We start from the raw sequence: 24797 nt of genomic DNA on the forward strand, positions 1-24797 counted from the left end.
CACCTGGCCATATCAACCCTCGCACCAAAGCAGCGTCACGCCGATCAGCGATCCGCCCTCCGAATCGCCAATTAATCATAAGACGCTAGGGTTTATCGGGACTTAACGACTTTCAACGCAAGCCATCGCCGCCCACATCTATAACGAGGCCGCTGCCTCGATGATCGGCACGAACTTTTCTGCCGTCAGGCTCGCCCCGCCGACCAGCGCCCCGTCGACGTTGGGTGTATCGAGGATCGACGCCGCATTCGCCCCCGTCACCGATCCACCATACAGGATCCGCACTCCCGCCGCCGCATCGCCGATCAGCATCCGCAGTTTCGCGCGCGCAATCGCATGGATCGCCGCAATCTCTTCCAACGTAGGCGTCCGCCCCGTACCGATCGCCCAGCGCGGCTCATAGGCCAACGTAAACCAGCTGCCGTCGGCATTGTCGGGCACCGACTTCTCGATCTGCGCCTGCACCACGCGCTCCGCACGATCCGCATCGCGCTCCGCCTCGGTCTCGCCACAGCACAAAATGACGTGCAGCCCCTGCCGCCGCGCCGCCGCCGCCTTCGCCCACGCATCGTGGCTGGTCTCGTGCTGGTCCGCGCGCCGCTCCGAATGCCCGACGATCGTAAACGACGCGCCGACCTCCTTGACCATTCCCGCCGAGACGCAGCCGGTATGCGGGCCGCTATCCGCCTCGTGGACGTCCTCCGCACCGATCGCGAGGCCGGGCACACGCTCAGAAGCCGCGGCGATCAGCGTGAACGGCACCGCGACCGATACGTCGATCCCCGGCGCAGCACTCGCCGCCGCAGCAATCGCCTCGAGTTCGACGAGCATCGCCCGCGACCCGTTCATCTTCCAGTTTCCGGCTACAAGCTTACGCCGCATCGTCATCTCCCAGATATTTTGCCCAGCGATAGCGCCACACCCGCACCGCACAACCCCGCACGACCTGATCGCCGCGTGACGCGCCCGACTTGAAGAGCCGCCCGCGCCCCCGTAAAGCAACCCCGTTCTATCCCTGTCGATCGGCTGTCCATGCTCGCTTTCTTCCGCCGTCTTACCCACTCCAGGGTCGGCGTGATCATCACCTTCCTCGTGCTCGGCGTGATCGCGCTCGCGTTCGCCGCGGGTGACGTGACCGGCCTGAGTTCGATGACGGGCGGCGCCGGGATCACCGGCGGCGACGTCGCCAAGGTCGGCAAGGCCGAGGTCACCGCGAACGAAGTCAAGACGCAGGCGCAGACGCAGCTCCAAGGCTTCCGCCAGGAGCAGCCGACGCTCGACATGGCGACCTTCGTCAACCAGGGCGGGCTCGACGGCACGCTCGACCGGATCATCTCCAGCATGGCGCTCGAGCAGTTCGGCCGTGCACAGGGCATGGTCGTCAGCAAGCGCGCCGTCGACGGCCAGATCGCCAGCATCCCGGCGTTGCAGGGCCCGACCGGCAAGTTCGACGAGAATCTCTACCGTCAGGTTCTCGCCCAGCGGAAGCTGACCGACGCGCAGATCCGCAGCGACATCGTCCGTGATACGTTCGCGCAGCAACTTACCATCCCGAGCACCGGTGCCACGCAGGTTTCGAGCCAGCTCGCGCTTCCCTACGCGTCGCTGCTGCTCGAGAAGCGCACCGGAACGATCGGCTTCATCCCCGCCGCAATCGTCCCCGCCGGCCCCGCGCCGAGCGACGCCGACCTTAACACTTTCTACAAGCGTAACATCGCGCGCTACACCGTCCCTGAGCGCCGGATCGTCCGCTACGCGATCGTCTCGCCCGACCGAGTCAAGGCGCAGGCGGTTCCGACCGACGCCGAGATCGCCAAGGCCTATCAGCAGGACCGCGCACGCTACGCCGCGACCGAGAAGCGCACGATCACGCAGGTCGTCGTCGCCGATCAGGCCGGCGCGACCGCGCTCGCCGCCAAGGTGAAGGCCGGTACCAGCCTCGCCGACGCCGCGCGCGCTGCCGGTCTCGAAGCCTCCACGCAGACCGGCGTCGAGAAGGCCGCCTATGCCAACACCGCGTCCGCACAGGTCGCCGATGCCGTGTTCGCCGCCGCGAATGGCGCCGTGATCGGCCCGGTCCGCACGCAGCTCGGCTGGACCGTCGCCAAGGTCGACAAGATCGAGAACGTCGCCGGTCGCTCGCTCGACCAGGTCCGCGGCGAGATCGCTGCCGCACTCGGCATCCAGAAGGCGGCCGCTGCGCTATCCGACGTCCATGACAAGATCGACGATCTCGCTGTCGAAGAACGCGACCTTCGACGAAGTGATCGCCGACCAGAAGCTCGCGGCCGTGACCACGCCTGCGCTGATCGCGAGCGGCGTCAATCCGGATGACGCGGCCAGCAAGCCCGATCCCGCGATCGCGCCGCTCGTTGCCGCCGCATTCCAGGCGGCTGAAGGCGATGGCCCGCAGCTCGTCCAACTCGGCACGGATGGCGGGTTCGCCGTCGTCGCGCTCGGCCGCGTCGTCCCCGCGACGCCGCGCCCGCTGGCACAGGTTCGCGCCGCCGTGCTGCAAGACATGACCGCGGATCGTTCGCGTCAGGCTGCGCGGAAAGTCGCCGCCGACGTGCTCGCACGGATCAACAAGGGCATGCCGATCCAGCAGTCGCTTTCGCAGACCGGTTTGAAGCTGCCCGCCGCGCGTCCGCTGACCGCCTCGCGTGCGCAGATCGCCGCCGATCCGCGCGGTGCACCGCCGGCGCTCGCGCTGATGTTCAGCATGGCGCCGAACACCGCCAAGACGCTGGCCGCGCCCGATGACAGCGGCTGGTTCGTCATCAAGCTCGACAGCATCGCCAGTGGCAATGCGGCGGGCAACGACGCCGCGATCAAGGCCGCGCGCGCCAATATCGGCCGCTCGGTCGGTCGCGAATATGTCGAGCAGTTCGCCAAGGCAGTCCGCGCCGATGTTGGCGTGAAGACCAACGCGGCATCGCTCGCCCGCGTCCGCGCCGACCTGCTCGGCCAGGGCGGCACCGGGAACTGATCGCCATGAGCGCGCGGGAAGCTTTGGCCGAGGGGCGCCCCGCGCTCGTCTGGCGTCGTCAGGTCGCCGATACCGAAACCCCGGTCGCAGCCGCGCTAAAGCTGATCGAGCCGGGGCGTGGCGACTTCCTCCTCGAATCGGTCGAGGGCGGCGAGACCCGCGGTCGCCACAGCCTGATCGGCCTCGCGCCCGACCTGCTGTTCCGCGCGCATGGCCACAGCGCCGAGATCAACCGTCACTGGGCGACCGATCGCGGGACGTTCGAGCCGTGCCCGGTGCCGACCCTCGACGCATTGCGGATGCTGGTAGCCGAGTGCCGCGCGGAGGTTCCCGCCGAACTGCCTCGCGCGCTCGCCTGCCTGGTCGGCTATTTCGGCTATGAGACGATCGGTCTGGTCGAGACGCTACCGCAACCGCCGGTCGACCCTCTCGGCCTGCCCGACATGATCTTCGTGCGGCCGACCGTCGTCCTCGTGTTCGACCGCCTGACCGACGCGCTGTACCTCGTCGCGCCCGCCTGGCCCGATCCGGCCCGTGACGCCGACACCATCGTGACCGAAGCTGAAGACCGGCTCGATGCGGTCGCAGCGAAGCTGGCCAGCACGCCCGTCCCCGCCCCGATCCGCGCCGACGTCGCCGAGCCTGTCTACACGCCTGCGCTACCCGAAGGCCGCTACGGCGAGATGGTCGCCACCGCGAAGGACTACATCCTTGCCGGCGACATCTTCCAGGTCGTGCTCGCCCAGCGCTTCAGCACGCCGTTCGCGCTGCCGCCGTTCGAGCTCTACCGCTCGCTACGCCGCATCAACCCGTCGCCGTTCCTCTACCACCTCGACCTGCCCGGCTTCGCGCTGATCGGCTCCAGCCCGGAAATCCTCGTCCGCGTCCGCGACGACGAAGTGACGATCCGCCCGATCGCCGGCACCCGCCCCCGCGGCAAGTCCGCCGCCGAGGACGAGGCGAACCGCGTCAGCCTGCTCGCCGACCCCAAGGAGCGAGCGGAGCACCTGATGCTGCTCGATCTCGGGCGCAACGACGTCGGCCGTGCGGCTGCGCCAGGGTCGGTGAACGTCACCGCCAGCTACGGCGTCGAATTCTACAGCCACGTCATGCACATCGTTTCGAACGTCGTCGGCACGCTGTCCCCCGACAAGGACGCGCTCGACGCGCTGTTCGCCGGCTTCCCTGCCGGCACCGTCAGCGGCGCGCCGAAAGTCCGCGCCTGCCAGATCATCGCCGAACTCGAACCCGAACGCCGCGGCGCGTACGCAGGCGGGGTCGGCTATTTCTCTCCCGACGGATCGATGGACTCGTGCATCGTGCTGCGGACGGCGGTGGTGAAGGACGGCACGATCCACGTCCAGGCCGGTGCCGGCATTGTTGCCGATAGCGTCCCCGAATACGAACAGCGCGAGTGCGAAGCCAAGGCTGGCGCGATTCTCGCCGCGGCGCGCGAAGCAGTCAGCCGGGCGAAAGCTCCGGGCTTCGGTCAGTAGGCCCGCCCGATAACGCCACCCCGGCGAAGGCCGGGGCCCAATTGGGAAGGTCGCCGTAACAACGCGCAACCTCAGTTAAAACCGTCCCCCAATTGGGCCCCGGCCTCCGCCGGGGTGGTAGAAGTAGTTGCTCGACGACAATTACTGACCAACTCTAGCTGATCAAATCATGGAGTCGTATTCGTCTCGCTAGCCGGCGCACGACGCTCCTGAGCATAAGCATTGTTCCGCGCCAGGAAGCAGCCGGACTGGCCACCCGTCCCGACCGCTGAACACGTATCCGGCAACCCGCCAGCCACGCGCCCAAGCTGGTCCATCGACGCGGCACGGTTCACCCAGCTCTGGTTCTGTGCCGCGATCGGCTTGTCGTCGCGCAGCGCCTTCGGAATGCGATACGGCTGATCGAGCGTCGAGCACACCACCACCTCGCCGTTGGTCGACGGCGGACACTTCTGATCACCGGTCAGCGTAACGCTGCGGATGCGCTGCGGTGGCGAGGCGACCTGAGCATCCTGCGCGAACGCCATTGTGGGAAGTGCAATCAGTGCGGCAAGGACGACGGTACGAAACATGGATCAGGCTCCTTTGAACGAATAACGTCCGTCACACGGCATTGCTCCGCACTGAATGAATGCCTGCGCTGCTTCCGCTATATAGGGCTCGCTCCGGCCGATCGCGACCCGCCCGCGGCGAAATCGCGATGACCCGGTACGACCGCAGCCGTACGCGGACATATTGCACCCGGCCCCGCTTAGGCTATGGCGGCGCCATGATCCTCGTCGTCGACAATTACGACAGCTTCACCTGGAACCTGGTCCATTACCTGATGGAGCTCGGCGCCGAGGTCGAAGTCGTCCGCAACGATGCGATCTCCGCCGGGCAGGCTCTGTCGTCGGGCGCGGACGCGTTCCTCATTTCCCCCGGCCCCTGCACGCCGACCGAGGCGGGCGTCAGCCTCGATCTGGTCGCCGCCTGCGCGGATGCGGGCAAACCGCTGCTCGGCGTGTGCCTCGGGCATCAGGCGATCGGTCAGCATTTCGGCGGCAAGGTCGAACGCGGCGGCCTGATGCACGGCAAGACCTCTCCCGTCGTCCACGACGACACCGGGCTCTACGCCGGGCTGCCCTCGCCATTCATCGCCACGCGCTATCACTCGCTGATCGTCAACGCGGTTCCCGACACGCTCGTCGTCAACGCGACCGCGCAGGACGGCACGGTCATGGGCTTCCGCCACACGACGCTGCCGATTCACGGCGTCCAGTTCCACCCGGAAAGCATCGCCACCGAACACGGTCACGAGATGCTCGCCAACTTCCTGAAGATGGCGAACATCCCACACCAACTCCCTCCCGCCTGCGGGAGGGGTCGGGGAGGGGCGTGCCGCACTCGCGACTTCCGAAGTAGCCCCTCCCCTAACCCCTCCCGCAAGCGGAAGGGGAATATGACAACGACTACCCTCCTCCCGGACCCGTCCTCCCCCTCTCCCGCGAATCCGCCCGAGAAGCGTTCGCCGACATCCTCGACGCCCGCGCGAGCGACGACGCGATCGCCACCTTCCTCACCGACCTCGCGACCCGCGGCGAAACCAGCATCGAGATCGCCGAAGCCGCGCGCGCTGCGCAACCGGATGATCCCGATCGACGCCCCCGCCGGCGCGATCGACGTCTGCGGCACCGGCGGCGACGGCCACCACACCTTGAACGTCTCGACCGCCGTCGCGCTGGTCGTCGCCGCGTGCGGCGTCCCCGTCGCCAAGCACGGCAACCGCGCCGCCTCGAGCAAGGCCGGCGCCGCCGACACGCTGGAAGTCCTCGGCCTCGACATGGACCGCGCCGGCGCCACCGCCGAGGCCAGCCTCAACGAGATCGGCATCGCCTTCCTGTTCGCCGCCAACCACCACCCGGCGATGAAGCGCATCACCCCGATCCGCCAACGCATCGGCAAGCGGACGATCTTCAACCTGATGGGCCCGCTCGCCAACCCGGCCGGCACCACCCGCCAGCTCATCGGCATCGCCCGCCCCGACTACGTCACGCTCTACGCCGAAGCCCTCGAACAGCTCGGCACCGAAGCCGCGTTGGTCGTCTCGGGCGAAGAAGGCCTCGACGAACTGTCGGGCGCCGGCCCCAGCATCGTCGCCTCGGTCGGCAGCGTCGCGTTGCCCGCAAAGGTCACCCCCGAAGACGCGGGCCTCACCCGCCACGCCATCACCGACATCCGCGGCGGCGACGCGGCACACAACGCCGACGCTCTCCGCCGCCTGCTCAAGGGCGAGGCCGGCGCCTACCGCGACGCCGTCCTGCTCAACGCCGCCGCCGCCTTGATGGTCGCCGGCACCGTCTCCAACCTCGTCGACGGCGCGGCCAAGGCCGCCGCCGCCCTAGACACCGGCAGCGCCGACGCGCTGCTCGCCCGCTGGATCGCCTACTGACATGACCATGCTCGACCGTATTCTCGAGACCAAGCGCGCCGAAGTTGCCGCGCGCAAGGCCACCACGTCGCTCGCCGACATCGACGCCGGCATCGCCCGCATGTCGAAGCCTCGCGGCTTCCGCGCAGCACTCGACGCTAAGACCGGCTACGCGCTGGTCGCAGAGGTCAAGAAAGCGAGTCCGTCGAAAGGCCTTATCCGCGCCGACTTCGATCCCGTAGCCCACGCCCGCGCCTACGAAGCCGGTGGCGCCGCCTGCCTCTCGGTGCTGACCGATGAAAAGTGGTTCCAGGGCTCCGACGCCTATCTGACCGCCGCGCGCGACGCCGTCTCGATTCCCGTGCTGCGGAAGGATTTCATGGTCGACCCATGGCAGTCGACCGAAGCGCGCGCGATCGGTGCCGACTGCATCCTCATCATCGTCGCAGCACTCGACGACATCCAGATGGCCGAGATCGAGGCCTCCGCGCTCGAATGCGGGATGGACGTGCTGGTCGAGGTCCACGACGCACACGAGATGGAGCGCGCGCTGAGGCTCAAGTCGCGCCTGATCGGCGTCAACAACCGCGACCTGCGCGACTTCTCAGTCGATTTCCAGCGCACCTACGACCTCGTCGGCAAGGCGCCCAAGGACTGCACCTTCGTCGCCGAAAGCGGGCTCACGACTCGCGCCGAACTCGACGCGATGGCCGAACACGACATCCACTGTTTCCTGATCGGCGAAGCGCTCATGCGCCAGGACGACGTCGAAGCGGCAACGCGCGCTCTCGTCGGATGACCGGCCTCACCCACATCGACGAAGCCGGCGCGGCAAGAATGGTCGACGTAGGCGGCAAGGCGGTCACCGCCCGCGAAGCCATCGCCTCCGGCCGCATCACCATGTCCGCCGAAGCCGCCGCGGCGATCGGCGCCGGCACCGCGAAAAAGGGCGACGTCCTGGCCGTCGCGCGCGTCGCCGGCATCATGGCCGCCAAGCGCACCAGCGACCTCATCCCGCTCTGCCACCCGCTCCCGCTCACCAAGGTGGAAATCGACCTGATCGTCGACGAAACCGGCGTAACCGCCACCGCCACCGCCTCAACCGAAGGCAGGACCGGCGTCGAAATGGAAGCCCTGACGGCTGCCACGGTAACGCTCCTGACGATCTACGACATGGCCAAGGCGATCGACAAGACGATGGTCCTCACCGACATCCGCGTCCGCGCAAAGTCCGGCGGCAAATCCGGCAACTGGACCGCGTAACAAGGCACCCTCTCCCCAAAGGGGAGAGGGATAGACGCCAAAGGCGGCGAGGGTGAGGGCAAGCCAAGCAGAACGCGCCTAGCCTGGGACTTCAATCCCCACCCATAGCCCATTCATGATCCTCCACGATCGTCGACTCCACCGGCCGCCCCGCCGCATCGAGCGAAGGCTCATACCGAAACCGCTCCTCGATCAACCGGCACGTAAGCGCATCCAACTCCCGGCTCCCGCTCGACCGGGTCACCCGGCACCGAGACACCCGCCCATCGGTCTGGACCAGATACCGCACCGAAACCCGCCCCCGGATCCCCGTCTCGGCCGCCTCGCGCGGATAGTCCGAATCCTTTAGCCGCCCCTTGCGCCACCGCGGCGGCGTCTCCTCACCACCCCCGCCGTCGCCATTGCCATACCCACCGCTCCCGGTGCCATTGCCGATCCCGCCACTCCCCGTCCCCGGCCCGCGCACATCCGAAGCGCCCGCCGTAGCCTGCGCCCCCACCCCGGCCTTCTCCGCAACCACGACAGGCGGCAGCACCACAACCGGCACCACCGGCGGCGGCGCCACTACCTCGGTAGCCTTCGACTTCAAATTAGGCGGCGACGCAGCCCCTCCGGCTTGCGGCTAGGCGACGGCCTAGGCCGCACCTTCTCCTCAGGCGGCGGCGGTGGCGGAGGCGGCGCCGCATCGAACACCTTCAACGCATCGCTGACCACCGCCGGCATCGTCACCACCAGCCCGTTGAGCAGCGCATAGCCCAGCACCCCCGGCAACAGCACGGCGCCCACCGCCGCCCCGATCCTGTCTCTCGCCCGAGGCTGATTGCGTGTCATCATGCTGATCTGGTGTCTCTTTCCCCCAAACATAGCCCCGCAAAGGATGAACCCGCGCTGGCCAGAGGTTCAGAGACGGCGAGCAACGACGACCTCACACTCGCCGTTACTGTCGAGGAAGTCCTCACACAGATCAAAACCCCACCCCGGCGAAGGCCGGGGCCCAGTTGGGAAGGTCGCAGTAGCGAAGCACGACAACCGCCAAATTTATGTTTCCCCGCGAAGGCGGGGACCCAGCCCTGGGCTCCCGCCTTCGCGGGAGAACAAGAAGGCGGTAGCTAACGTTCGATATCTGCCCGCCCAGACATCGCCATGGCGGCTAAGCTCTCCGCGCCCCGCTTAGCCAACAACGCCTGTCCTACATATCAAACCCATGGCAAAGCACGGAACCTACCCCCACGCCCCGCGCTTCCCCATACATCGCCCAAAGAACAAACCGCCAAAACGCTCCCAGCGTCTACACTTCCTATACTTCACTTTTCCGAACCGCCCAGAAACAGAGCCTTACGCATGACCCTAGTCCCCGTCGCCGAAGCCCAGTCCCGCCTCTTCGCCATGGCCCCTCGCGTCGGCCACGAGACCGTGACGCTACGCGAAGCCGCCGGCCGCTGGGCCGCCGAGGACATCCTCGCCCGCCGGACGCAACCCGCGGCGGATCTCTCGGCCATGGACGGCTACGCGATCCGCTTCGAAGACCTCCCAGGCCCCTGGAAAGTCATCGGCGAAAGCGCCGCCGGCCGCCCCTTCGCAGGCAACGTCGCCTCCAACGAGGCCACCCGCATCTTCACCGGCGCCGCCATGCCCGAAGGCGCCGACACCGTCATGGTCCAGGAAGAAGCCGAGCGTGACGGCGAAACCCTGATCCTCGCCGGCGAAGGCCCGCCGACACTTGGCCGCAACACCCGCCGCAAGGGCCTCGATTTCTCCACCGGCACCCGCCTGATCGCCGCCGGCGATCGCCTCAGCCCCGCGCGCATCGCCGTCGCCGCAACCGGCGGCCACGGCACCCTCACCGTCAACCGTCGCGTCCGCGTCGCCGTCGCCGCCACCGGCGACGAACTCGTCCCCCCGGCTCGACCACCGACGGCGTAGCGCTCCCCGAATCGAACGGCATCATGCTCGCCGCGATGCTCGCCGACATGCCCGTTGACATCATCGATCTCGGCATTCTGCCCGACAATCTCGAGATCCTCCGCGAAGCCTTCGCGAGCGTCGAGGCCGACCTGCTCGTCACCACCGGCGGCGCGTCGGTCGGCGACCACGACCTCGTCCGCCCCGCGATCGAAGCCGCCGGCGGCACCATCGACTTCTGGCGGATCGCGCTGCGCCCCGGCAAGCCGATGATGGCCGGCCGGATCGGCGAGATGATGGTCCTCGGCCTCCCCGGCAACCCGGTCTCCGCGTTCGTCACCGCGACGCTGTTCGTGAAGCCCGTCGTCGCGCACATGGCCGGCGCACGCGATCCGCTCCCCCAGTCGACCCACGCGCTGCTCGGCGAAGACCTCCCCGCCAACAACGCCCGCACCGACTATCTCCGCGCCGAGCTGCGCGACGGCAAAGCCTATGCCTCGACGATCCAGGACAGCTCAATGCTGCTAACGCTGGCCCGCTCGACCTGCCTCATCGTCCGCCCCGGCAACGCTCCGGTTGCAAAGAGAGGCGAATCGGCGGAAATCCTCGTGATCGCGTGATACGGACGCTTGACGGCGTTAATTATGTTCCATAGAAGTTCCCAGTCTGTTCCGGACGGAGAACCGCCATGCTCACGCGCAAGCAGCACGAACTCGTCTGCTTCATCAACGATCGCCTCAACGAAACCGGCGTCTCGCCGTCGTTCGAGGAGATGAAGGACGCCCTCGACCTCAAGTCGAAGTCGGGCGTCCACCGTCTGATCAGCGCGCTCGAGGAGCGCAACTTCATCCGCCGCCTGCCGAACCGTGCGCGCGCACTCGAAGTGCTTCGCATGCCCGAGCGTGCCGAGAAAAAGGCGCCATCAAAGGCGTCGAACGTAAAGCCCGCGCCCGCTACCGCGCCACAGCCAGCGAACGACGTCGTCGAGATCCCCCTCCACGGCCGCATCGCCGCCGGCGTCCCGATCGAAGCGTTCGAAGGCAGCACGATGCTGGCCGTCCCCGCCGCACTGCTGGGTTCGGGTGAACACTATGCGCTCGAAGTCTCCGGCGACTCCATGGTCGAGGCCGGTATCCTAGACGGCGACTACGCCCTGATCTCGCCGCACCGAGACCGCCCGAGACGGCGAGATCGTCGTCGCCCTGATCGAAGACAGCGAAGCCACCCTGAAATACTTCCGCCGCGAAGGCGCCATGGTCCGCCTCGACCCGGCAAACCGAGCCTACGCCCCCCAACGCTACGCCCCCGCCCAAGTCCGCGTCCAAGGCAAACTCTCCGGCATCCTCCGCCGCTACGATTGAAGTGCCGAGACCGGCCTTCGTCATCATGACGCTGGCCGGTCTCGGTTCTTGGTAAGGAAAAGAGACAGCCAAGCCGGTAAGCCAAGTCGCTCTATCCTACCGGCAACAGCGACCGGGCCTCTTCGGCAAACTAAGCGATGTGCTCCGAGCCATCGAAAAAGTGGCTAGTTCTTCAACACGCCCAAGCTCAGACCGCCAGGCGTCCGGAAGACCTTCTCCCGCCCCGCTACATAAGCGCGACCTCGACTCAAACCGTAAATCTCTGCTCCTCTGCGCGAACATATCGCCGCCAATCCCCCGCGCAGCCGAAGAATTGGTTCGTGCGGAGACGCGGAGACGCGGAGGTGTTTCGCTTAGGGAGAACGAAACGATTCCAAACGCTTTTCGGAAGTAAAACCAAACAGTCGCCAGCCCGACACCCCGCCGTACAAGAACCTTCTCCGCGTCTCCGCGTGAACCAATTCTTCGTACTGAGATCGCAGGCGACGACGAGTGATCTTGTTCACGCGAAGGCGCAAAGGCGCGAAGATGTGGTGTTTAGATTGGCGTCTATTTGCCTTCGCAGACTACCGAAAAGCCGGGACCGGCTGATCGTTCATGTAGGAGTCGCATCACCTTCGCGCCTTTGCGCGTTCGCGTGAATATTTCTACTTTCGACGACCTCGGCTGGCGCGAAACGCCGACGCAGCACCGTGAAACCGGCCATGTCGCGGCCCGAACGAGTGCGCGGTGTGTTCGAGGAGAGGCGGATTGCGCCACGGGTGACGATCGCCGGCGTTGAGGATGGTCACGACAGTCCCGCTCCCCAAGGTCAGCGCGACACCGCCCGTCCGCCGGAGCACACGACGATCCAGCTTCAGCCACCGCGGCGCACACCGTTTCGGCAAACCGCGGTCGCTGACGACGACATCGGCACCGCGGCAGGCGGCAAGGAACTCGGCGATCGGAACCATATAAGCGCTGCGGGTCGCCAGGATGCGCCACATCCGTCCTCGTCCAGCGATATCTGTGACGCACAGATCGCGGCTGCATCGGGCATCGGGTTGGTCCGCGAGCAGGAGCGGCTCGCCATCCACCCCACCATTCTCGGCCAGCATGTCGCGCGTATAGTCGCCCGCCCGGTCGCGCAGCATCGCCAGCCCCGCCGCGGTTCGTACCGCGACGTGGCGACCGTCTCCCGTCACCAGAACGTCAGGCGCTGGCGTGGTCAGCGCCCAGATCGCGCCGGCCGCCAGCGGCATCAGCCCGAGGCGTCGCCACTGGGTCCGCCAGAGCGCAATCCAAATCCCCCCGACGATCATCAGCGCGAACGCCGCCGTCGGCATCGCGGGCAACGACCGCACCGAGCCGGGAGCGCTGGCGACGATATGCGCGAGCCAGAGCAGCGCATCGAGCGAGCGTTGGACCAGCCACCAGATCGGTGCGCCAAGACCGCCCGCATCGAGCAGCAGTGCCAACGCTTCCAGCGGCATCACCACGAACGTCGTCAGCGGGATCGCGACGATGTTGGCGAACGCGCCGTATAGCCCCGCCTTGTGGAAATGATAGACCGCGATCGGCATCAGCGCGAATTCGACCAGGAGGCCCGTCAACAGCAGCGATGCGACACCCCGCGCGAGTTTGCGCCCGCGTCCTTCGTCATGCGGACCAAAGAACGCGCGGATCACAGGATGCTCGTGCAGCGCCATGATCGCGGTGATCGCCGCGAACGACAGCTGGAAGCTCGGTCCGGCTGCCGATTCGGGCAATACCAGCATGACGCACGCCGCTCCGGCCGCGACGAGCCGCAACGTCATCGCCTCGCGTCCCATCGCCAGTGCCGCCAGCACGAGCAACGCGGCCACGCACGACCGGATCGTCGGCACTTGGCTCCCGGTCAGCAAGGTATAGCCGATCGCCGCCGCCGCACCCGCCAATGCAGCGATCAGCGGCAGTCGCGCATGAAGCGCCAGCCAAGGACTGAGCGCCAGTAGCCGCAGCACGATCAACATCGTCGCTGCCACCGCCGCGGTGATATGCAACCCGCTAACCGACAGCAGATGTGCGAGGCCCGCCCGGCGCATCGCCTCCGAATCCTCTTCGCTGATCGCACCAACGTCACCCGTTGCGAGCGCTGCCGCTATGCCGCCTGCGCTGCCGTCCAGTCGCGAGACGATATGGTGCGACAGAGCGACGCGAATGCCCGCCCCCGATTTGCTCGGCGCCGTCACCACCACCGGTGCGAAGCCGCGCCCGGTCGCGCCGATTCCGCCGAACCACGCGACGCGCGCAAAGTCGTAGGCGCCCGGCACCGCTGGCAAAGGCGGCGGCATCAGGCGAGCGCGCAGGTGTACGACTGCCCCGGTCCCGAGCAGCTTCGGCGCATCGGTCTCCGCGAGGTTGACGCGGACCCGGTAAGGCAAGGCAACCGGCTGCCCATCAGTCTCCTTACCTTTGCCAAGTGGCAGAACCGTCAATCGCACCAATTTTCGCGCCACCAGCGGCTCGATCGCCTCAACCTTCGCCGAGAAGCTCGCGATCGTCGGGCCGCCCAACACCGGTCGTGCCACCGATTCCGACCGAGCCCAGATCAGCCCAAGACCGAGCCCCGCAGTCAGCAAACCAATCGCCAGCGCGCGCGCCGCACGTCCGCCCTGCCCCACCGCCAGACACGCAAGCCCGCTCGCCACCAACAGCAACACCGCCACGCACCATGCCGCCGGGTCCGACAGCGCAAACCACAGCGCTATCCCACCCCCAGCATCACCGGCAGCCACAGCACCAACTGGTCGCGCTCCGCCTCCAGCCAGCGCTCGACCGCCAGCCCCCCGCGCTCCACGGCAAGCCCCACGACAGCCCCCCATCGCGGCACGCCCATTTGTCGCCGCAAAGGACGCATGCTAGGGGCGGCGACGGCTGTCATGGCCATCGTTTCTCCATCGTTTCATCAGTCTGGGAGCACCCGCGGTTGGGCGCAATATCTGATACGGGCACCGCCGCTTCGGCCGCACCCGTGGTTACCCGTTTCGCTCCGTCGCCGACGGGGTTCCTGCATCTTGGCGGCGCGCGCACCGCGCTGTTCAACTGGCTGTTCGCGAAAGCAAACGGGGGTAAATTCCTGTTGCGCATCGAGGATACCGACCGGGTCCGTTCGACCCAGCCGGCGATCGACGCGATCATCGACGGCATGCGCTGGCTCGGGCTCGACTGGGACGGCGACGTCGTCATGCAGTTCGCCGGTGCCGAGCGCCACGCCCAGGTCGCACACGAGATGGTGGCAAATGGGCATGCCTATCGCTGCTACATGACCAACGACGAGATCGCCGCGATGCGTGCCGAGGCACAGGCCGCGAAGAAGCCGCTCCGCATCCGCAGCCCGTGGCGCGATCGTCCCGAGAGCGAAGCGCCGAACCTCCCCCACGTCGTCCGCCTGCGCGCGCCGCAGGAAGGCGCCGTCACGATCGAGGACCGCGTTCAAGGCGCCGTTACGGTCAAGAACGAGGAGATCGACGACCTCGTCCTGCTACGCTCCGACGGCACCCCGACCTACATGCTGGCCGTCGTCGTCGACGATCACGACATGGGCGTCACGCACGTCATCCGCGGCGACGATCACCTCAACAACGCGTTCCGACAGCTGCCGATCTACCGCGCGATGAACTGGCCCGAGCCGATCTACGCGCACATTCCGCTGATCCACGGCCCGGACGGCGCCAAGTTGTCGAAACGCCATGGCGCGGTCGGCATCGAAGCCTATCGCGACGAGATGGGCATCCTGCCCGAGGCGTTCGACAATTACCTGCTCCGGCTCGGCTGGGGTCACGGCGACGACGAGATCATCAGCCGTGAACAGGCGGTCGAGTGGTTCGACCTGTCCGGCGTCGGCAAGTCGCCCTCACGCTTCGACCTGAAGAAGCTCGAGAATCTCAACGGCCACTACATCCGCGAAGCCGACGACGCGCGCCTTGCGCAGCTCGCCGCTGATCGCCTCGGTCACGATCTGCCGACCGGCGGACTCGATCTTCTGACTCGCGCGATGCCCGTCCTGAAGCCGCGTGCCGCAAACCTGAACGAGTTGGCCGAAGGGTCGAATTTCCTGTTCAGCCAGCGCCCGTTGGCGATGGACGACGCCGCAGCGAGCCTTTTGCAGGGTGAAGCGAGTGCAATTTTGGTCAATGCCCATGCCGAACTTGACGCGCTCGCCACGTGGGATACGGAGGCGCTCGAAGGCGCGGTACGGCGCGTGGCCGAAGCGCGGGGCGTCAAGCTCGGCCAGGTCGCACAGCCGCTTCGCGCCGCGCTGACGGGACGCAAGACGTCGCCGGGGATCTTCGATGTGCTCGACCTGCTCGGGCGCGACGAGAGCCTGGGACGGATCGCCGACCGGATGGCTAGCTGATAAGATTTCGAGGAAGGATACAAGCATGAGCGAGACCGCAACCCTCAAGGTCGACGGCAAGGATTTCGAGTATCCGGTGATGTCCGGTACGGTCGGACCCGATGTCATCGATATCCGCAAGCTGTACGCGCAGACGGATAATTTTACCTATGATCCGGGTTTCACCTCGACGGCGTCGTGCCAGTCGAAGCTGACCTATATCGATGGTGACGCCGGCACGCTGCTGCACCGTGGCTACACGATCGGCGAGCTGGCCGAGCAGTCGAACTTTATGGAAGTCGCCTACCTCCTGCTCAACGGCGAACTGCCGAGCGAAGACGAACTGGCGAACTTCTCGACCACGATCACGCGCCACACGATGGTGCACGAGCAACTCGCGCAGTTCTTCCGTGGCTTCCGCCGCGACGCGCATCCGATGGCGATCCTGTGCGGCGTCGTCGGCGCGCTGTCGGCGTTCTATCACGATCTGACCGACATCCACGATCCGGCACAGCGCGTCATCGCGTCGCACCGCCTGATCGCCAAGATGCCGACGATCGCCGCGATGGCGTACAAGTACAGCGTCGGCCAGCCGTTCGTCTATCCGGACAACACGCTGAGCTACACTGGCAATTTCCTGAAGATGACGTTCGGCGTACCGGCCGAGAAGTACGTCGTGAACCCGATCGTCGAAAAGGCGATGGACCGTATCTTCATCCTCCACGCCGATCACGAGCAGAACGCGTCGACCTCGACCGTCCGGCTCGCCGGTTCGTCGGGCGCCAACCCGTTCGCGTGCATCGCGGCCGGCATCGCCTGCCTGTGGGGCCCTGCGCACGGCGGCGCGAACGAAGCCGCGCTCAACATGCTGCATGAGATCGGCACCGTCGACCGCATTCCCGAGTACATCGCCCGCGCCAAGGACAAGAACGACCCGTTCCGCCTGATGGGCTTCGGCCACCGCGTGTACAAGAACTACGACCCGCGCGCGGCCGTCATGCAGACGACCGTCAAGGAAGTGCTCGGCGAACTCGGCGTCACCGACCCCGTGTTCGACGTCGCGATCGAGCTCGAGCGTCTCGCGCTCAGCGATCCGTACTTCATCGAGAAGAAGCTGTTCCCGAACGTCGATTTCTACTCGGGCGTGATCCTGTCGGCGATCGGCTTCCCGACCTCGATGTTTACCGTGCTCTTCGCGCTCGCCCGCACCGTCGGCTGGGTCGCGCAGTGGAACGAGATGATCACCGATCCCGACCAGAAGATCGGCCGTCCGCGCCAGCTCTACAGCGGCCCGACCGCACGTGACTACGTCCCGATGGCGTCACGCTGATGAAGGCGCTCCGGCCGATCCTGATGGTCGTCGGCGTGCTCAGCGCGCTGATGGGTCTGCTCTGGATCGGCCAGGGGCTCGGTTACGTCCACTGGCCGCAGTCGAGCTTCATGCTCGACCAGCGGCCTTGGGCGGATCGCGGCGCATTCCTCGCCGCGTTCGGCCTCGCGCTGATCCTAGTGGCGCGCCGGATCCGAAGGTAACGTCAGCACGAACCGCGCGCCTTCGCCGGGTGCGCTTTCGACCGTGAGATCCCCCTGCATCGCCCGTGCCAGCCGCCGCGCGATGTACAGGCCGAGCCCGTTGCCGCCGGCTTCCGACGGGTCGACGCGCTCGAACTTTTCGAAAATCCGGACCTGATCCTCGGGCGCGACGCCCTTGCCCAGATCGGCGACGACGACGATTGCGCGCGTGTCGTTGCGCTCCACCGATACCGAGACCTGCGATCCCGGCGGCGAATAGCGCACCGCGTTGCCGACCAGATTGACCAGGACCTGCAACACGCGCCGGAAATCCCCGAGCGCTGGGGCACGCATGTCCATCGCCGGCCGGACGATCGTCACCTCGGCGTTTGCTGCGCGGACGGTCAGCAGGCCAGCGGCACGGCGGGCGACATCGGCTAGGTCGATCGGCTCGGGCGCGAGCGTGAAGTCGGGCCGCTCGACCGCTTGCAGATCGACGAGATCGTCGACCAGTTCGAGCAGATGCCGGCCGGCGCTGGCGATATCCGCGGCGTAATCGGCATAGTCGTGCTGCACCGGGCCATCGGCCTGCGCATTGATGCTGTCGGCATTGGCGACGATCCGCGCGAGCGGAATCCGCAACGCCTTGTCGAGCCCGCTGGTGAAAGTCGGCGATAGCGTGTCGGCAGCAACTGGCGCCGGGGCGTCCTCGACGACCATCCGCGCCACGCCGACGAACCCGGCAAAATCGCCCGATGCATCGTGCCGGACATTGGCGGTCAGCGTCACCGCGCGGCCCGAACTCCGCAGATGCGCGGGCTGCGCAGCCATCGCCCGCCGCCTTGCCAGCGAGTCGAGAATCGGCAACGTCCCGTCCGTTCCGGCATCGAGCGCGAACATCGCCGTCAGCGGCTGGCCGAGCAGCGCGAACGCATCGAACCCATGCTTCGGCCCCGCATCCAGCGTCAAGAACGTCAGCCGCAGCGCGGAGTCGGTTTCCCACCGCCAGTCGGTATCGCTGCCGAGAAAATCATTCTGCGCATCGGGTGCCGGCCGGGCCGGGCGCCACGCGGCGATCTCGCGCCAGCCGCTCACCGTGAGACGGACATTATCGCCATCCGGTTGGGCACGTACCCACAGATCAACGTCGGTTTCGTCGTCAGCTACGACAACGCCGCGCGACACGACGATGCCGAGCCGTCGCGCCAACCGCGCAATCGTCGCGAGTTGCGGCACCGCGAGTGGCGCACCGCGCATACCCCCGCCCGTTGGTTCAGTGCGATCAGCGCCGGATCCGCGAACGACAGCGATCCGTCGGGTGCGACGATCGCGTGGGCAATGGGGCTTTCGGTCGAAGGGTCGAACACGCTCATCGCCGACCCGTACGCGCCAGCGCCCGCAACGCCATCCGAAAATCGCGGTTCAGTGCCAGTGGTGCGATCGATGCCCGCGCATCATCGACACCGACCGAAACGATCGCATCCAAAGCGTCCGCAAATGCCTCGATATCGCGCCGCGGGTCCGCTTCCGACAGAGCCAGCCCGATCCGGGCGATCGTCGGTCGATCCATGTCGAGCGCGCGCAACGCCAGCCACAGCCGATCACCCTCGGGCTCCAACGTGATCGCCCGCGCCTGATCGAATGCGATGCCGAGCGCATGCGCCAGCACCGCGACGAACAGCGACAGCCGCCGATCACCGATCGATTCGACCAGCACCGCCGCCAGTTCATTGGGGCGCGCATCGAGCGCCCCCGCCAGCCGCATCGCCACTGCATCGGGCCGCTCGCCCTCGTCATGCGCCGCGAGACTGCGCTGCGCCGCGTCGGTGATCGCGCGGTCGCTCTCGCGCGTCGCATGCCGCAAGCCGTCGCGGATTGCCGCCGCCACCCACCAGACCAGGCGGTGATGGAGTTCGGCGGGGAGTTCGCTCCCACCGACCACACCCTGTTCGTTCGCGACCCGCCGCCGGCTCTCGGCCGCGAGCAGGGCAGACGCCGCCGACGCTACGATACTGTCCGGCACGCCAACGAGACGGACCAGCAGACTCGCCTCGTCGGGCTCGGCCACCTCGACCGGCAGCGACGCCGCGATCAGATCGTGACGGACGCGCGCGATCAGTTCGTCCATCAACTCCTCGTCACGGAGCAATCCGGCGCGCGTCAGTCGATCGACGACACCCCCCGCGCCCGCCTTGAGGATCGCCTCGCCCGCCTTGCTCGATCCGTTTCCGGCAAGCGACCGCGCCGCGTGGCGCCGGATATCCCACTCGATCGAACCGACGATCGCATCCAGCACATGCGCCAGCATCAGCCGCGTCCGGTCGTCCAACCGCGCATCCGCATCGAGGAAGAAGTCGGCGACGGTCCCTGCCAGTCGCGTCTCCGCGCGCAAGCGCACGGTCTCGGCCCGCGCGAGCGGATCGTCATAGGACGGCATAGCGTCAACTGGGTCTCGGCCGACCGACATCGCCCCGTGCTTAGCCTCCGGTCGTTAAGGTCCGCCTAAGGCGCGCGGCGCAATCGTTCGATCACCGCCGCCAGCGTCGCGGTCGCATAAGCCGCAGTCAACCCCAATCCCACTACCGGAAAACCGACCAGTGCGGTCAGCGTCACGATCAGCAGATACGCCGCCGGACTGCCCCACCAGAACTGGCGCTCGCGTTCGACGATCGCGCGCTCGGCCAGTCCGCCGATCGCGACGAGGGCGGTACCGATCGCCAGCGCGGTGTTCTCGCCCGCATAGCCGCTGACGAAGAACGCAAAGACGAGGATGGCGGCGGCAACGACACCGCCGATCGCCACGGTCTGGCCATGCGCCATCGGCTCTTCGTCGCGAAGCCCGCTCAACACCGAACCAAGTGCCAATGCGATGCACCCGACCAGCGCCAGGATCAGCCCGGTCGAGGACAGGCCTACGCCGATCGTCACCAGCCCGGCGACGCCCAGCGCCAGCCCAGCTGCGCCCACCGTGGTCCCCGCGACGCCGCGATCGACCAGCAGCGGCAACGCCAGCCGCGCGATCGGCGCGAGCACGAACCGGTCGAACCAGCCGCGCCGCCCCGACACGATCGTCATCAGCACCGCACGCCCGCGTTCCTCCAGCGTCCGCGCCTGCCGCTCGATACCGTGCCCACCGCGCACCGCATCGGTTGGCAGCAACACTTGCGTCGCGCGCGACTGTACCGCCAAGCGCAACAGCGACGACTGAAGATCGTAATCCTGTGGCAAAGCCGAGACCTCGGCGATCCGGCTCGAACTCAGCCGGGCGACCCCGGCCCACGCCATCTGCCCGCCGACACGTTCGAACCCCGGCCCAGCATCGCTCTCCGGCACGACGAGCAGGCAATCGCCCTCCTCGCCCGCCATCGCCTTGACGATCGCCTCGGTGGTGACCAGCCCGTCGCCAAGCATCAGCACGCGGGCGAGCGGATGCAACTTCTCGACCGCTTCGGTCGCCGAGCGCACCGTATCGACCGAAACGCCGCGCCGCCCGATCCGGTTGATCGCCCCCAAAAGCTCGGGCGTCATCCGCGCGACGACGACGATCACCTGCGACACGCCGGCCGCGATCAGCAACCGCGCCTGGTATTCGATAAGCGTGACGCCGCTGAACGGCAGCGTCGCGGCCAGACGATCGGGGCGATCGTCGGCGTCGTGAATTGCAAATAATAGGCCGGCAAGCATCGCAGGCTGTTAGGCGGTACGCGCCGTCCTGCAAAGCCCGCGTTAGGTCGAACTGCCCTGCGCCGCGGTTCGGTTCAACGTTACGCGCGAGAAACCACCCGGCTGGGGCGACTACACCGCCACATCCTCCCGTGCTTATCACAAGGATCGACCGCGGCTTCTCGCGGCGCCACCACGATCATACGCCGTGTCGCCCCGCTTACCGGACGGATGTTCGCCGAACCGTCGCATCATCCGTTTTGTCCGACGACAATCCATGATACTTCCGCAATTCATGAACGGGGGTTCGTCAATGATCGGGTTTCGCGCGTCGGCAGGCAATGCCCATCCCATTCGCGCGGACATCGTGATGGATCCGGTGATAGAAGACATGTCCGAAACCGTCACCGAGCCCCATTTCGACGAGCCCTATCAAAAGCCTGCGCCCGAACGCGGCGCGGTGTTTGCAGGCATTGCCGTTGCGATCGTCGTTGTCTGGCTGGCCGCGATGCTGTGGATCGCACGCGGCTCGCTTGCTACGATCGAACCGGTCGCGCTGGTCCAGTTCATCGCAGCGCTCTGTGTCGTCCCTGCGCTCGTCGGCATCGTCTGGCTGCTCACCATGCGCACCAGCCGCACCGAGGCGCATCGGTTCGGCATCACGGCGCAGGCGATGCGTGACGAAGCGGCCAGCCTGGAGCGCACCGTCGCAGCGTTGTCGAACACGATCGACGCCAATCGCCAGCACCTTGCCGAACAATTGAACGCGCTCATGGCGATGGGCGGCGGCGCGACCGAACAGCTCGCCGCGATCGGTCGCGGCATGGTCTCCGAAATCGACCAGGCTGCAGCCCACGCGCGCAACCTCGCAACCTCGACTGCCGGCGCACAAACCAGCCTCGGCGTCCTGATCGCCACCCTTCCCCGTGCACAGGCGGATATCGACGACGTCGCCAAGCGTCTCGAACGCACGGGTCTGTCGGCCAGCGAACACGCCGCCGCACTCGACGCGCAGATCGTCGCGCTCGCCGAACGCGGCCGCGAGGCCGACGCGATGGCCAGCGGCGCCGCGCAACGCCTCGCCGCGCATATCGTCCGGATGGAGGCGACCAGCCAGACCGCAGGCGCGCATCTCGAATCGGTCACCGACGGCATGTCTGCTGCGGTCGACGCGCTGCTTAACCGCACCGCCGACGCGGTCGATCTGTCGCGCCGCGGCATCGCCGCGCAGGGCGACGCGATGCTGGCGATGGTCGGCGCCAACCAGGCCGCACTCGACAGCGCCGCGCGCGACAGCGCCGAAGCGCTCGCGCACCGGATCGCCGCGGTCGAGGACGCGATCGAACGCGTCGCGATCCGCCTCGATCTACAGCGCAGCGCCGGCGACCGGATCGTCGACGACCTCCACACCGGGCTCGGCGAAGTCGAATCGCGGATCGAACTGCTCCACCGCCATGGGACCGAGCGCACGCAAGACCTCGCCGCGTCGATCAGCGCGCTCGGCGGCTCGGCGAATGCGATGACCGAAGCGTTGCGCGCGGGCGACGACATGGCGCACCGCACGATCGCCACGACCGAAACGCTGCTCGTCGCGCTCGACGCCGCCGCACGCGAGATCGACGAGACCATGCCTGAAGCTTTGGGCCGGCTCGATTCTGCAGGTGCTCGCCAGCAAGAGCATCGTCGTCTCCGCACGCCCCGAACTGCTCGCGCTCGTCACTGCGGCGGAAAGCACGCACGACGCTATCGAGGCGATCGCCGGCGTGATCTCCGAACAGCGCCTCGTCCTCGACACGCTGTCGACCGACCTGCTCAACACGCTCAATACCGGTCGCGCGAAGGCCGATGCGCTAGGCCAGATGGTCGACGAAGCGATCGGCCGGACTCAGCATTTCGCCGAAGACGCCGCGCCGCAGTTGATCGAGGCACTCCACCGCGTCCGCGAAACCGCCGCGGTCGCAGCCGACAAGGCCCGCGAAACGCTGTCGAAGGTCATCCCCGAGGCCGCAGCCGCGCTCGAGGCCGCCAGCGCCGACGCGATGCGCCGCGCGACCAACGACACCGTGGAACGCCAGGTCAAGGCGCTCACCGACGCAACCGGCGCTGCGGTCGATGCCGCCACCGGCGCGACCGAACGCCTTGCGCGTGAAGTCCAGACGATTGTCGACCAGACCGCAATCGTGGAAACGCGGATCCAAGAGGCGCGCACCGAACGCGAAGACGCCGACCAGGACACCTTTGCGCGTCGCGTGTCGCTGCTGATCGAGTCGCTCAACTCGGCGTCGATCGACATCACCAAGGCGATCGCACCCGAAATCTCGGACAGCGCATGGGGCGCGTACCTCAAGGGCGACCGCGGGGTGTTCACCCGCCGCGCGGTCCGCATCCTCGACGCCAGCGAAGTCCGCGAGATCGCCGGCCTCTACGACGAGGACGAGACCTTCCGCGAGATGGTCAACCGCTACATCCATGACTTCGAAGCGATGCTCCGCACGATCCTGACGCAGCGCGACGGCTCGCCGCTCGGGGTGACATTGCTGTCGTCCGACATGGGCAAACTCTACGTCGCACTGGCACAGGCGATCGAACGGTTGCGCTAATTGCGCTTTTAGATTCTGACCGAGCGGTTATTTTAATGAAACCGGGTCAGTCATCAAAATACACGGTACGCCGCATCTTTTTAAGCGGCACTCCGCGGTAATCTACCATTCTCTCGATTGGCAGGCTTAAAGATGGTTTGGACGACACTTGATTTTCAGCCGGATGAATACAACTCAGCTGCGCGATTGCTTGCCAAAACAGCTTTTCCCATTAACACTTTAGACGCTCTTCAAGCGCTAGACGTTATCAATAATTGGCGCTCAGCACACGCCTACCCATTGAACACTTTTCAGATTACCTTGAGAAATCGGGCAAGAAAATTTGAAAAGGGAGTTACTGTTGCACAGCGTGCAAAGCGCCTTGACTCAATTCATCGAAAGCTTCTGTCAAAAAAGACCATGCGACTGACGCAGATGCAGGATGTTGCCGGATGCCGCGCAATTTTCTCGAAGCTAACCAACGTCTACCGTTTGGCGGAATTTTACAAAAAGACCGATTTCGACCATAAGTTCCGAAACGAAAAGGATTACATAAGCAACCCTAAGCCAGATGGTTATCGTTCTTATCATCTAGTTTACGAGTATGTCGGAACGGCATCAACGTCAGATTATAGCGGGATGCGCGTTGAAATTCAACTTAGGACACAGTTGCAACATTCGTGGGCAACAGCAGTCGAAGCCGTTGGACTGTTTACGCGCCAAGCATTGAAATCAAACCAAGGGGACGAGGATTGGCTCAGATTTTTCGCCCTGATGAGTTCTGCTATTGCCGCAATTGAACGGACACCTTGCGTACCGGACACTCCCGGAGACAAAAGCTCTTTGGTAAGCGAAATATCAACGTTAGCGGAAAATCTTCGAGCAAAAGATATGCTTCGAGCATACAATACTACTTTGGAAACGCTTGGCGCTGCCAAAGACGCCAAATACTTTATTATCGAAGTAGATCCGGATGAAGGAAAGGTGACCTTGCGTCGCTTCAAAGCCAAGGAGTCTGCCGCCGCAAATTCCCAATATACAGACCTTGAAAGCAAGATTCCAGAGGGGTCGAGCCGCCAGGTCGTTCTTGTTTCGGCGGCTGATATAACTGCGCTAAAGCGAGCCTACCCTAACTAATTTTTGGATACAGCGTTGTTTTCACGTTTGGTTGACCGGGTGCTCTCTCAGGATTTTCCTGATCCCCTTTCCCGATTACCAAATGCCGAATTGACTTAATCCTACCGCCCCTGGCTAAAGGCTTCGCT

General features: G+C 66.2%; 20 protein-coding genes and 4 pseudogenes. 14 read left to right on the forward strand and 10 right to left on the reverse strand.

All coding sequences use genetic code 11. The features are described 5' to 3' along the window. Positions 1-138: 138 nt before the first annotated feature. Positions 139-882 carry a triose-phosphate isomerase gene (tpiA, locus tag QP181_RS07060; RefSeq protein ID WP_443027529.1) on the reverse strand — a complete coding sequence of 248 codons (744 nt, stop codon included), beginning with the start codon at positions 880-882 and terminating at the stop codon, positions 139-141. Positions 883-1032: 150 nt separating this feature from the next. Between tpiA and QP181_RS07065 the strand changes: the two genes are divergently transcribed. The 3 genes from QP181_RS07065 to trpE are packed head-to-tail and all read left to right on the forward strand — an operon-like array spanning position 1033 to position 4485. Continuing rightward, on the forward strand, positions 1033-2334 hold the full coding sequence (locus QP181_RS07065; RefSeq protein WP_333928105.1) for a peptidylprolyl isomerase: 1302 nt from the start codon (positions 1033-1035) through the stop codon (positions 2332-2334). Further along, positions 2216-2989 (forward strand): hypothetical protein, encoded by a 774-nt coding sequence (locus tag QP181_RS07070; protein ID WP_333928106.1) that lies wholly within the window; start codon positions 2216-2218, stop codon positions 2987-2989. The genes QP181_RS07065 and QP181_RS07070 overlap by 119 nt, the downstream gene beginning before the upstream one ends. Before the next feature lie 5 nt (positions 2990-2994). Next, positions 2995-4485, forward strand: a complete 1491-nt coding sequence (gene trpE / locus QP181_RS07075) for an anthranilate synthase component I (RefSeq protein ID WP_333928107.1) — start codon at positions 2995-2997, stop codon at positions 4483-4485. A gap of 167 nt (positions 4486-4652) precedes the next feature. Here the strand turns inward: trpE and QP181_RS07080 are convergent, their stop codons facing one another. After that, on the reverse strand, positions 4653-5057 hold the full coding sequence (locus QP181_RS07080; RefSeq protein ID WP_333922763.1) for a hypothetical protein: 405 nt from the start codon (positions 5055-5057) through the stop codon (positions 4653-4655). 197 nt (positions 5058-5254) lie between these two features. On the opposite strand from QP181_RS07080, the pseudogene QP181_RS07085 reads away from it, so the two are divergent. The 4 genes and pseudogenes from QP181_RS07085 to moaC form a co-directional block, all read left to right on the forward strand. Next, a pseudogene (locus tag QP181_RS07085) lies at positions 5255-5818 on the forward strand (anthranilate synthase component II); the annotation flags it as partial. A gap of 108 nt (positions 5819-5926) precedes the next feature. Then, positions 5927-6916, forward strand: a pseudogene (gene trpD, locus QP181_RS07090) (anthranilate phosphoribosyltransferase). Position 6917: 1 nt separating this feature from the next. After that, positions 6918-7694: an indole-3-glycerol phosphate synthase TrpC gene (gene trpC / locus QP181_RS07095; RefSeq protein ID WP_056048598.1), complete on the forward strand. Its 777-nt coding sequence runs from the start codon at positions 6918-6920 to the stop codon at positions 7692-7694. Continuing rightward, entirely contained in the window at positions 7691-8158 is a 468-nt protein-coding gene (gene moaC / locus QP181_RS07100) for a cyclic pyranopterin monophosphate synthase MoaC (RefSeq protein ID WP_333928108.1), read from the forward strand. The genes trpC and moaC overlap by 4 nt, the downstream gene beginning before the upstream one ends. A gap of 91 nt (positions 8159-8249) precedes the next feature. Here the strand turns inward: moaC and QP181_RS07105 are convergent, their stop codons facing one another. Further along, positions 8250-8723: an energy transducer TonB gene (locus tag QP181_RS07105; protein ID WP_333928109.1), complete on the reverse strand. Its 474-nt coding sequence runs from the start codon at positions 8721-8723 to the stop codon at positions 8250-8252. A 20-nt stretch (positions 8724-8743) separates the two neighbouring features. Further along, positions 8744-8944, reverse strand: a complete 201-nt coding sequence (locus tag QP181_RS07110; protein WP_333928110.1) for a hypothetical protein — start codon at positions 8942-8944, stop codon at positions 8744-8746. A 555-nt stretch (positions 8945-9499) separates the two neighbouring features. Between QP181_RS07110 and QP181_RS07115 the strand changes: the two are divergent. Next, positions 9500-10680: pseudogene (locus QP181_RS07115) on the forward strand (molybdopterin molybdotransferase MoeA). A 68-nt stretch (positions 10681-10748) separates the two neighbouring features. Continuing rightward, positions 10749-11421, forward strand: a pseudogene (gene lexA / locus QP181_RS07120) (transcriptional repressor LexA). 647 nt (positions 11422-12068) lie between these two features. Here lexA and QP181_RS07125 read toward each other — a convergent pair. Then, a complete protein-coding gene (locus tag QP181_RS07125; protein ID WP_333928111.1) occupies positions 12069-14177 on the reverse strand; it encodes a ComEC/Rec2 family competence protein in 2109 nt (702 codons plus the stop codon). A gap of 191 nt (positions 14178-14368) precedes the next feature. Here QP181_RS07125 and gltX point away from each other — a divergent pair, with 191 nt between their 5' ends. From gltX to QP181_RS07140, 3 genes are read left to right on the forward strand one after another with little or no spacing between them, the layout of a single operon-like run. Then, positions 14369-15799: a glutamate--tRNA ligase gene (gltX, locus tag QP181_RS07130; protein WP_443027530.1), complete on the forward strand. Its 1431-nt coding sequence runs from the start codon at positions 14369-14371 to the stop codon at positions 15797-15799. 25 nt (positions 15800-15824) lie between these two features. After that, complete coding sequence (locus QP181_RS07135; RefSeq protein ID WP_333928112.1) at positions 15825-17108, forward strand: citrate synthase; 1284 nt, start codon at positions 15825-15827, stop codon at positions 17106-17108. Continuing rightward, entirely contained in the window at positions 17108-17311 is a 204-nt protein-coding gene (locus QP181_RS07140; protein ID WP_333928113.1) for a hypothetical protein, read from the forward strand. The genes QP181_RS07135 and QP181_RS07140 overlap by 1 nt, the downstream gene beginning before the upstream one ends. On the opposite strand, the gene QP181_RS07145 is transcribed toward QP181_RS07140, so the two are convergent. From QP181_RS07145 to QP181_RS07165, 5 genes are all read right to left on the reverse strand, one after another. Further along, positions 17285-18547, reverse strand: a complete 1263-nt coding sequence (locus tag QP181_RS07145; protein WP_333928114.1) for a sensor histidine kinase — start codon at positions 18545-18547, stop codon at positions 17285-17287. The two genes, QP181_RS07140 and QP181_RS07145, sit on opposite strands and share 27 nt — an antisense overlap. A 112-nt stretch (positions 18548-18659) precedes the next feature. Continuing rightward, the gene (locus QP181_RS07150) at positions 18660-19727 is read right to left on the reverse strand and encodes a DUF2336 domain-containing protein (RefSeq protein WP_333928115.1); all 1068 of its coding nucleotides are present in this window, start codon (positions 19725-19727) and stop codon (positions 18660-18662) included. Positions 19728-19792: 65 nt separating this feature from the next. Then, entirely contained in the window at positions 19793-20974 is a 1182-nt protein-coding gene (locus QP181_RS07155) for a hypothetical protein (protein WP_333928116.1), read from the reverse strand. Positions 20975-21263: 289 nt separating this feature from the next. After that, entirely contained in the window at positions 21264-22268 is a 1005-nt protein-coding gene (locus QP181_RS07160; RefSeq protein ID WP_333928117.1) for a hypothetical protein, read from the reverse strand. Positions 22269-22319: 51 nt separating this feature from the next. Then, positions 22320-22634: a hypothetical protein gene (locus tag QP181_RS07165; RefSeq protein ID WP_333928118.1), complete on the reverse strand. Its 315-nt coding sequence runs from the start codon at positions 22632-22634 to the stop codon at positions 22320-22322. Here QP181_RS07165 and QP181_RS07170 point away from each other — a divergent pair. After that, positions 22615-23553: a hypothetical protein gene (locus QP181_RS07170; protein ID WP_333928119.1), complete on the forward strand. Its 939-nt coding sequence runs from the start codon at positions 22615-22617 to the stop codon at positions 23551-23553. The two genes, QP181_RS07165 and QP181_RS07170, sit on opposite strands and share 20 nt — an antisense overlap. A gap of 132 nt (positions 23554-23685) precedes the next feature. Beyond that, entirely contained in the window at positions 23686-24669 is a 984-nt protein-coding gene (locus tag QP181_RS07175; RefSeq protein WP_333928120.1) for a RelA/SpoT domain-containing protein, read from the forward strand. The last annotated feature ends 128 nt before the right edge of the window (positions 24670-24797 follow it).

The sequence above is a fragment of the Sphingomonas sp. LR55 genome (genome assembly GCF_036856015.1).
In the GTDB taxonomy this organism is placed as follows: domain Bacteria; phylum Pseudomonadota; class Alphaproteobacteria; order Sphingomonadales; family Sphingomonadaceae; genus Sphingomonas.

Excerpts from the sequence above, each read along its gene's own strand:
- tpiA (WP_443027529.1), bottom strand. The coding sequence starts at position 882 with ATGCGGCGTAAGCTTGTAGCCGGAAACTGGAAGATGAACGGGTCGCGG.
- QP181_RS07065 (WP_333928105.1), top strand. The coding sequence starts at position 1,033 with ATGCTCGCTTTCTTCCGCCGTCTTACCCACTCCAGGGTCGGCGTGATC.
- QP181_RS07070 (WP_333928106.1), top strand. The coding sequence starts at position 2,216 with ATGACAAGATCGACGATCTCGCTGTCGAAGAACGCGACCTTCGACGAA.
- trpE (WP_333928107.1), top strand. The coding sequence starts at position 2,995 with ATGAGCGCGCGGGAAGCTTTGGCCGAGGGGCGCCCCGCGCTCGTCTGG.
- QP181_RS07080 (WP_333922763.1), bottom strand. The coding sequence starts at position 5,057 with ATGTTTCGTACCGTCGTCCTTGCCGCACTGATTGCACTTCCCACAATG.
- trpC (WP_056048598.1), top strand. The coding sequence starts at position 6,918 with ATGACCATGCTCGACCGTATTCTCGAGACCAAGCGCGCCGAAGTTGCC.
- moaC (WP_333928108.1), top strand. The coding sequence starts at position 7,691 with ATGACCGGCCTCACCCACATCGACGAAGCCGGCGCGGCAAGAATGGTC.
- QP181_RS07135 (WP_333928112.1), top strand. The coding sequence starts at position 15,825 with ATGAGCGAGACCGCAACCCTCAAGGTCGACGGCAAGGATTTCGAGTAT.
- QP181_RS07140 (WP_333928113.1), top strand. The coding sequence starts at position 17,108 with ATGAAGGCGCTCCGGCCGATCCTGATGGTCGTCGGCGTGCTCAGCGCG.
- QP181_RS07145 (WP_333928114.1), bottom strand. The coding sequence starts at position 18,547 with ATGCGCGGTGCGCCACTCGCGGTGCCGCAACTCGCGACGATTGCGCGG.
- QP181_RS07150 (WP_333928115.1), bottom strand. The coding sequence starts at position 19,727 with ATGCCGTCCTATGACGATCCGCTCGCGCGGGCCGAGACCGTGCGCTTG.
- QP181_RS07155 (WP_333928116.1), bottom strand. The coding sequence starts at position 20,974 with ATGCTTGCCGGCCTATTATTTGCAATTCACGACGCCGACGATCGCCCC.
- QP181_RS07165 (WP_333928118.1), bottom strand. The coding sequence starts at position 22,634 with ATGCTCTTGCTGGCGAGCACCTGCAGAATCGAGCCGGCCCAAAGCTTC.
- QP181_RS07175 (WP_333928120.1), top strand. The coding sequence starts at position 23,686 with ATGGTTTGGACGACACTTGATTTTCAGCCGGATGAATACAACTCAGCT.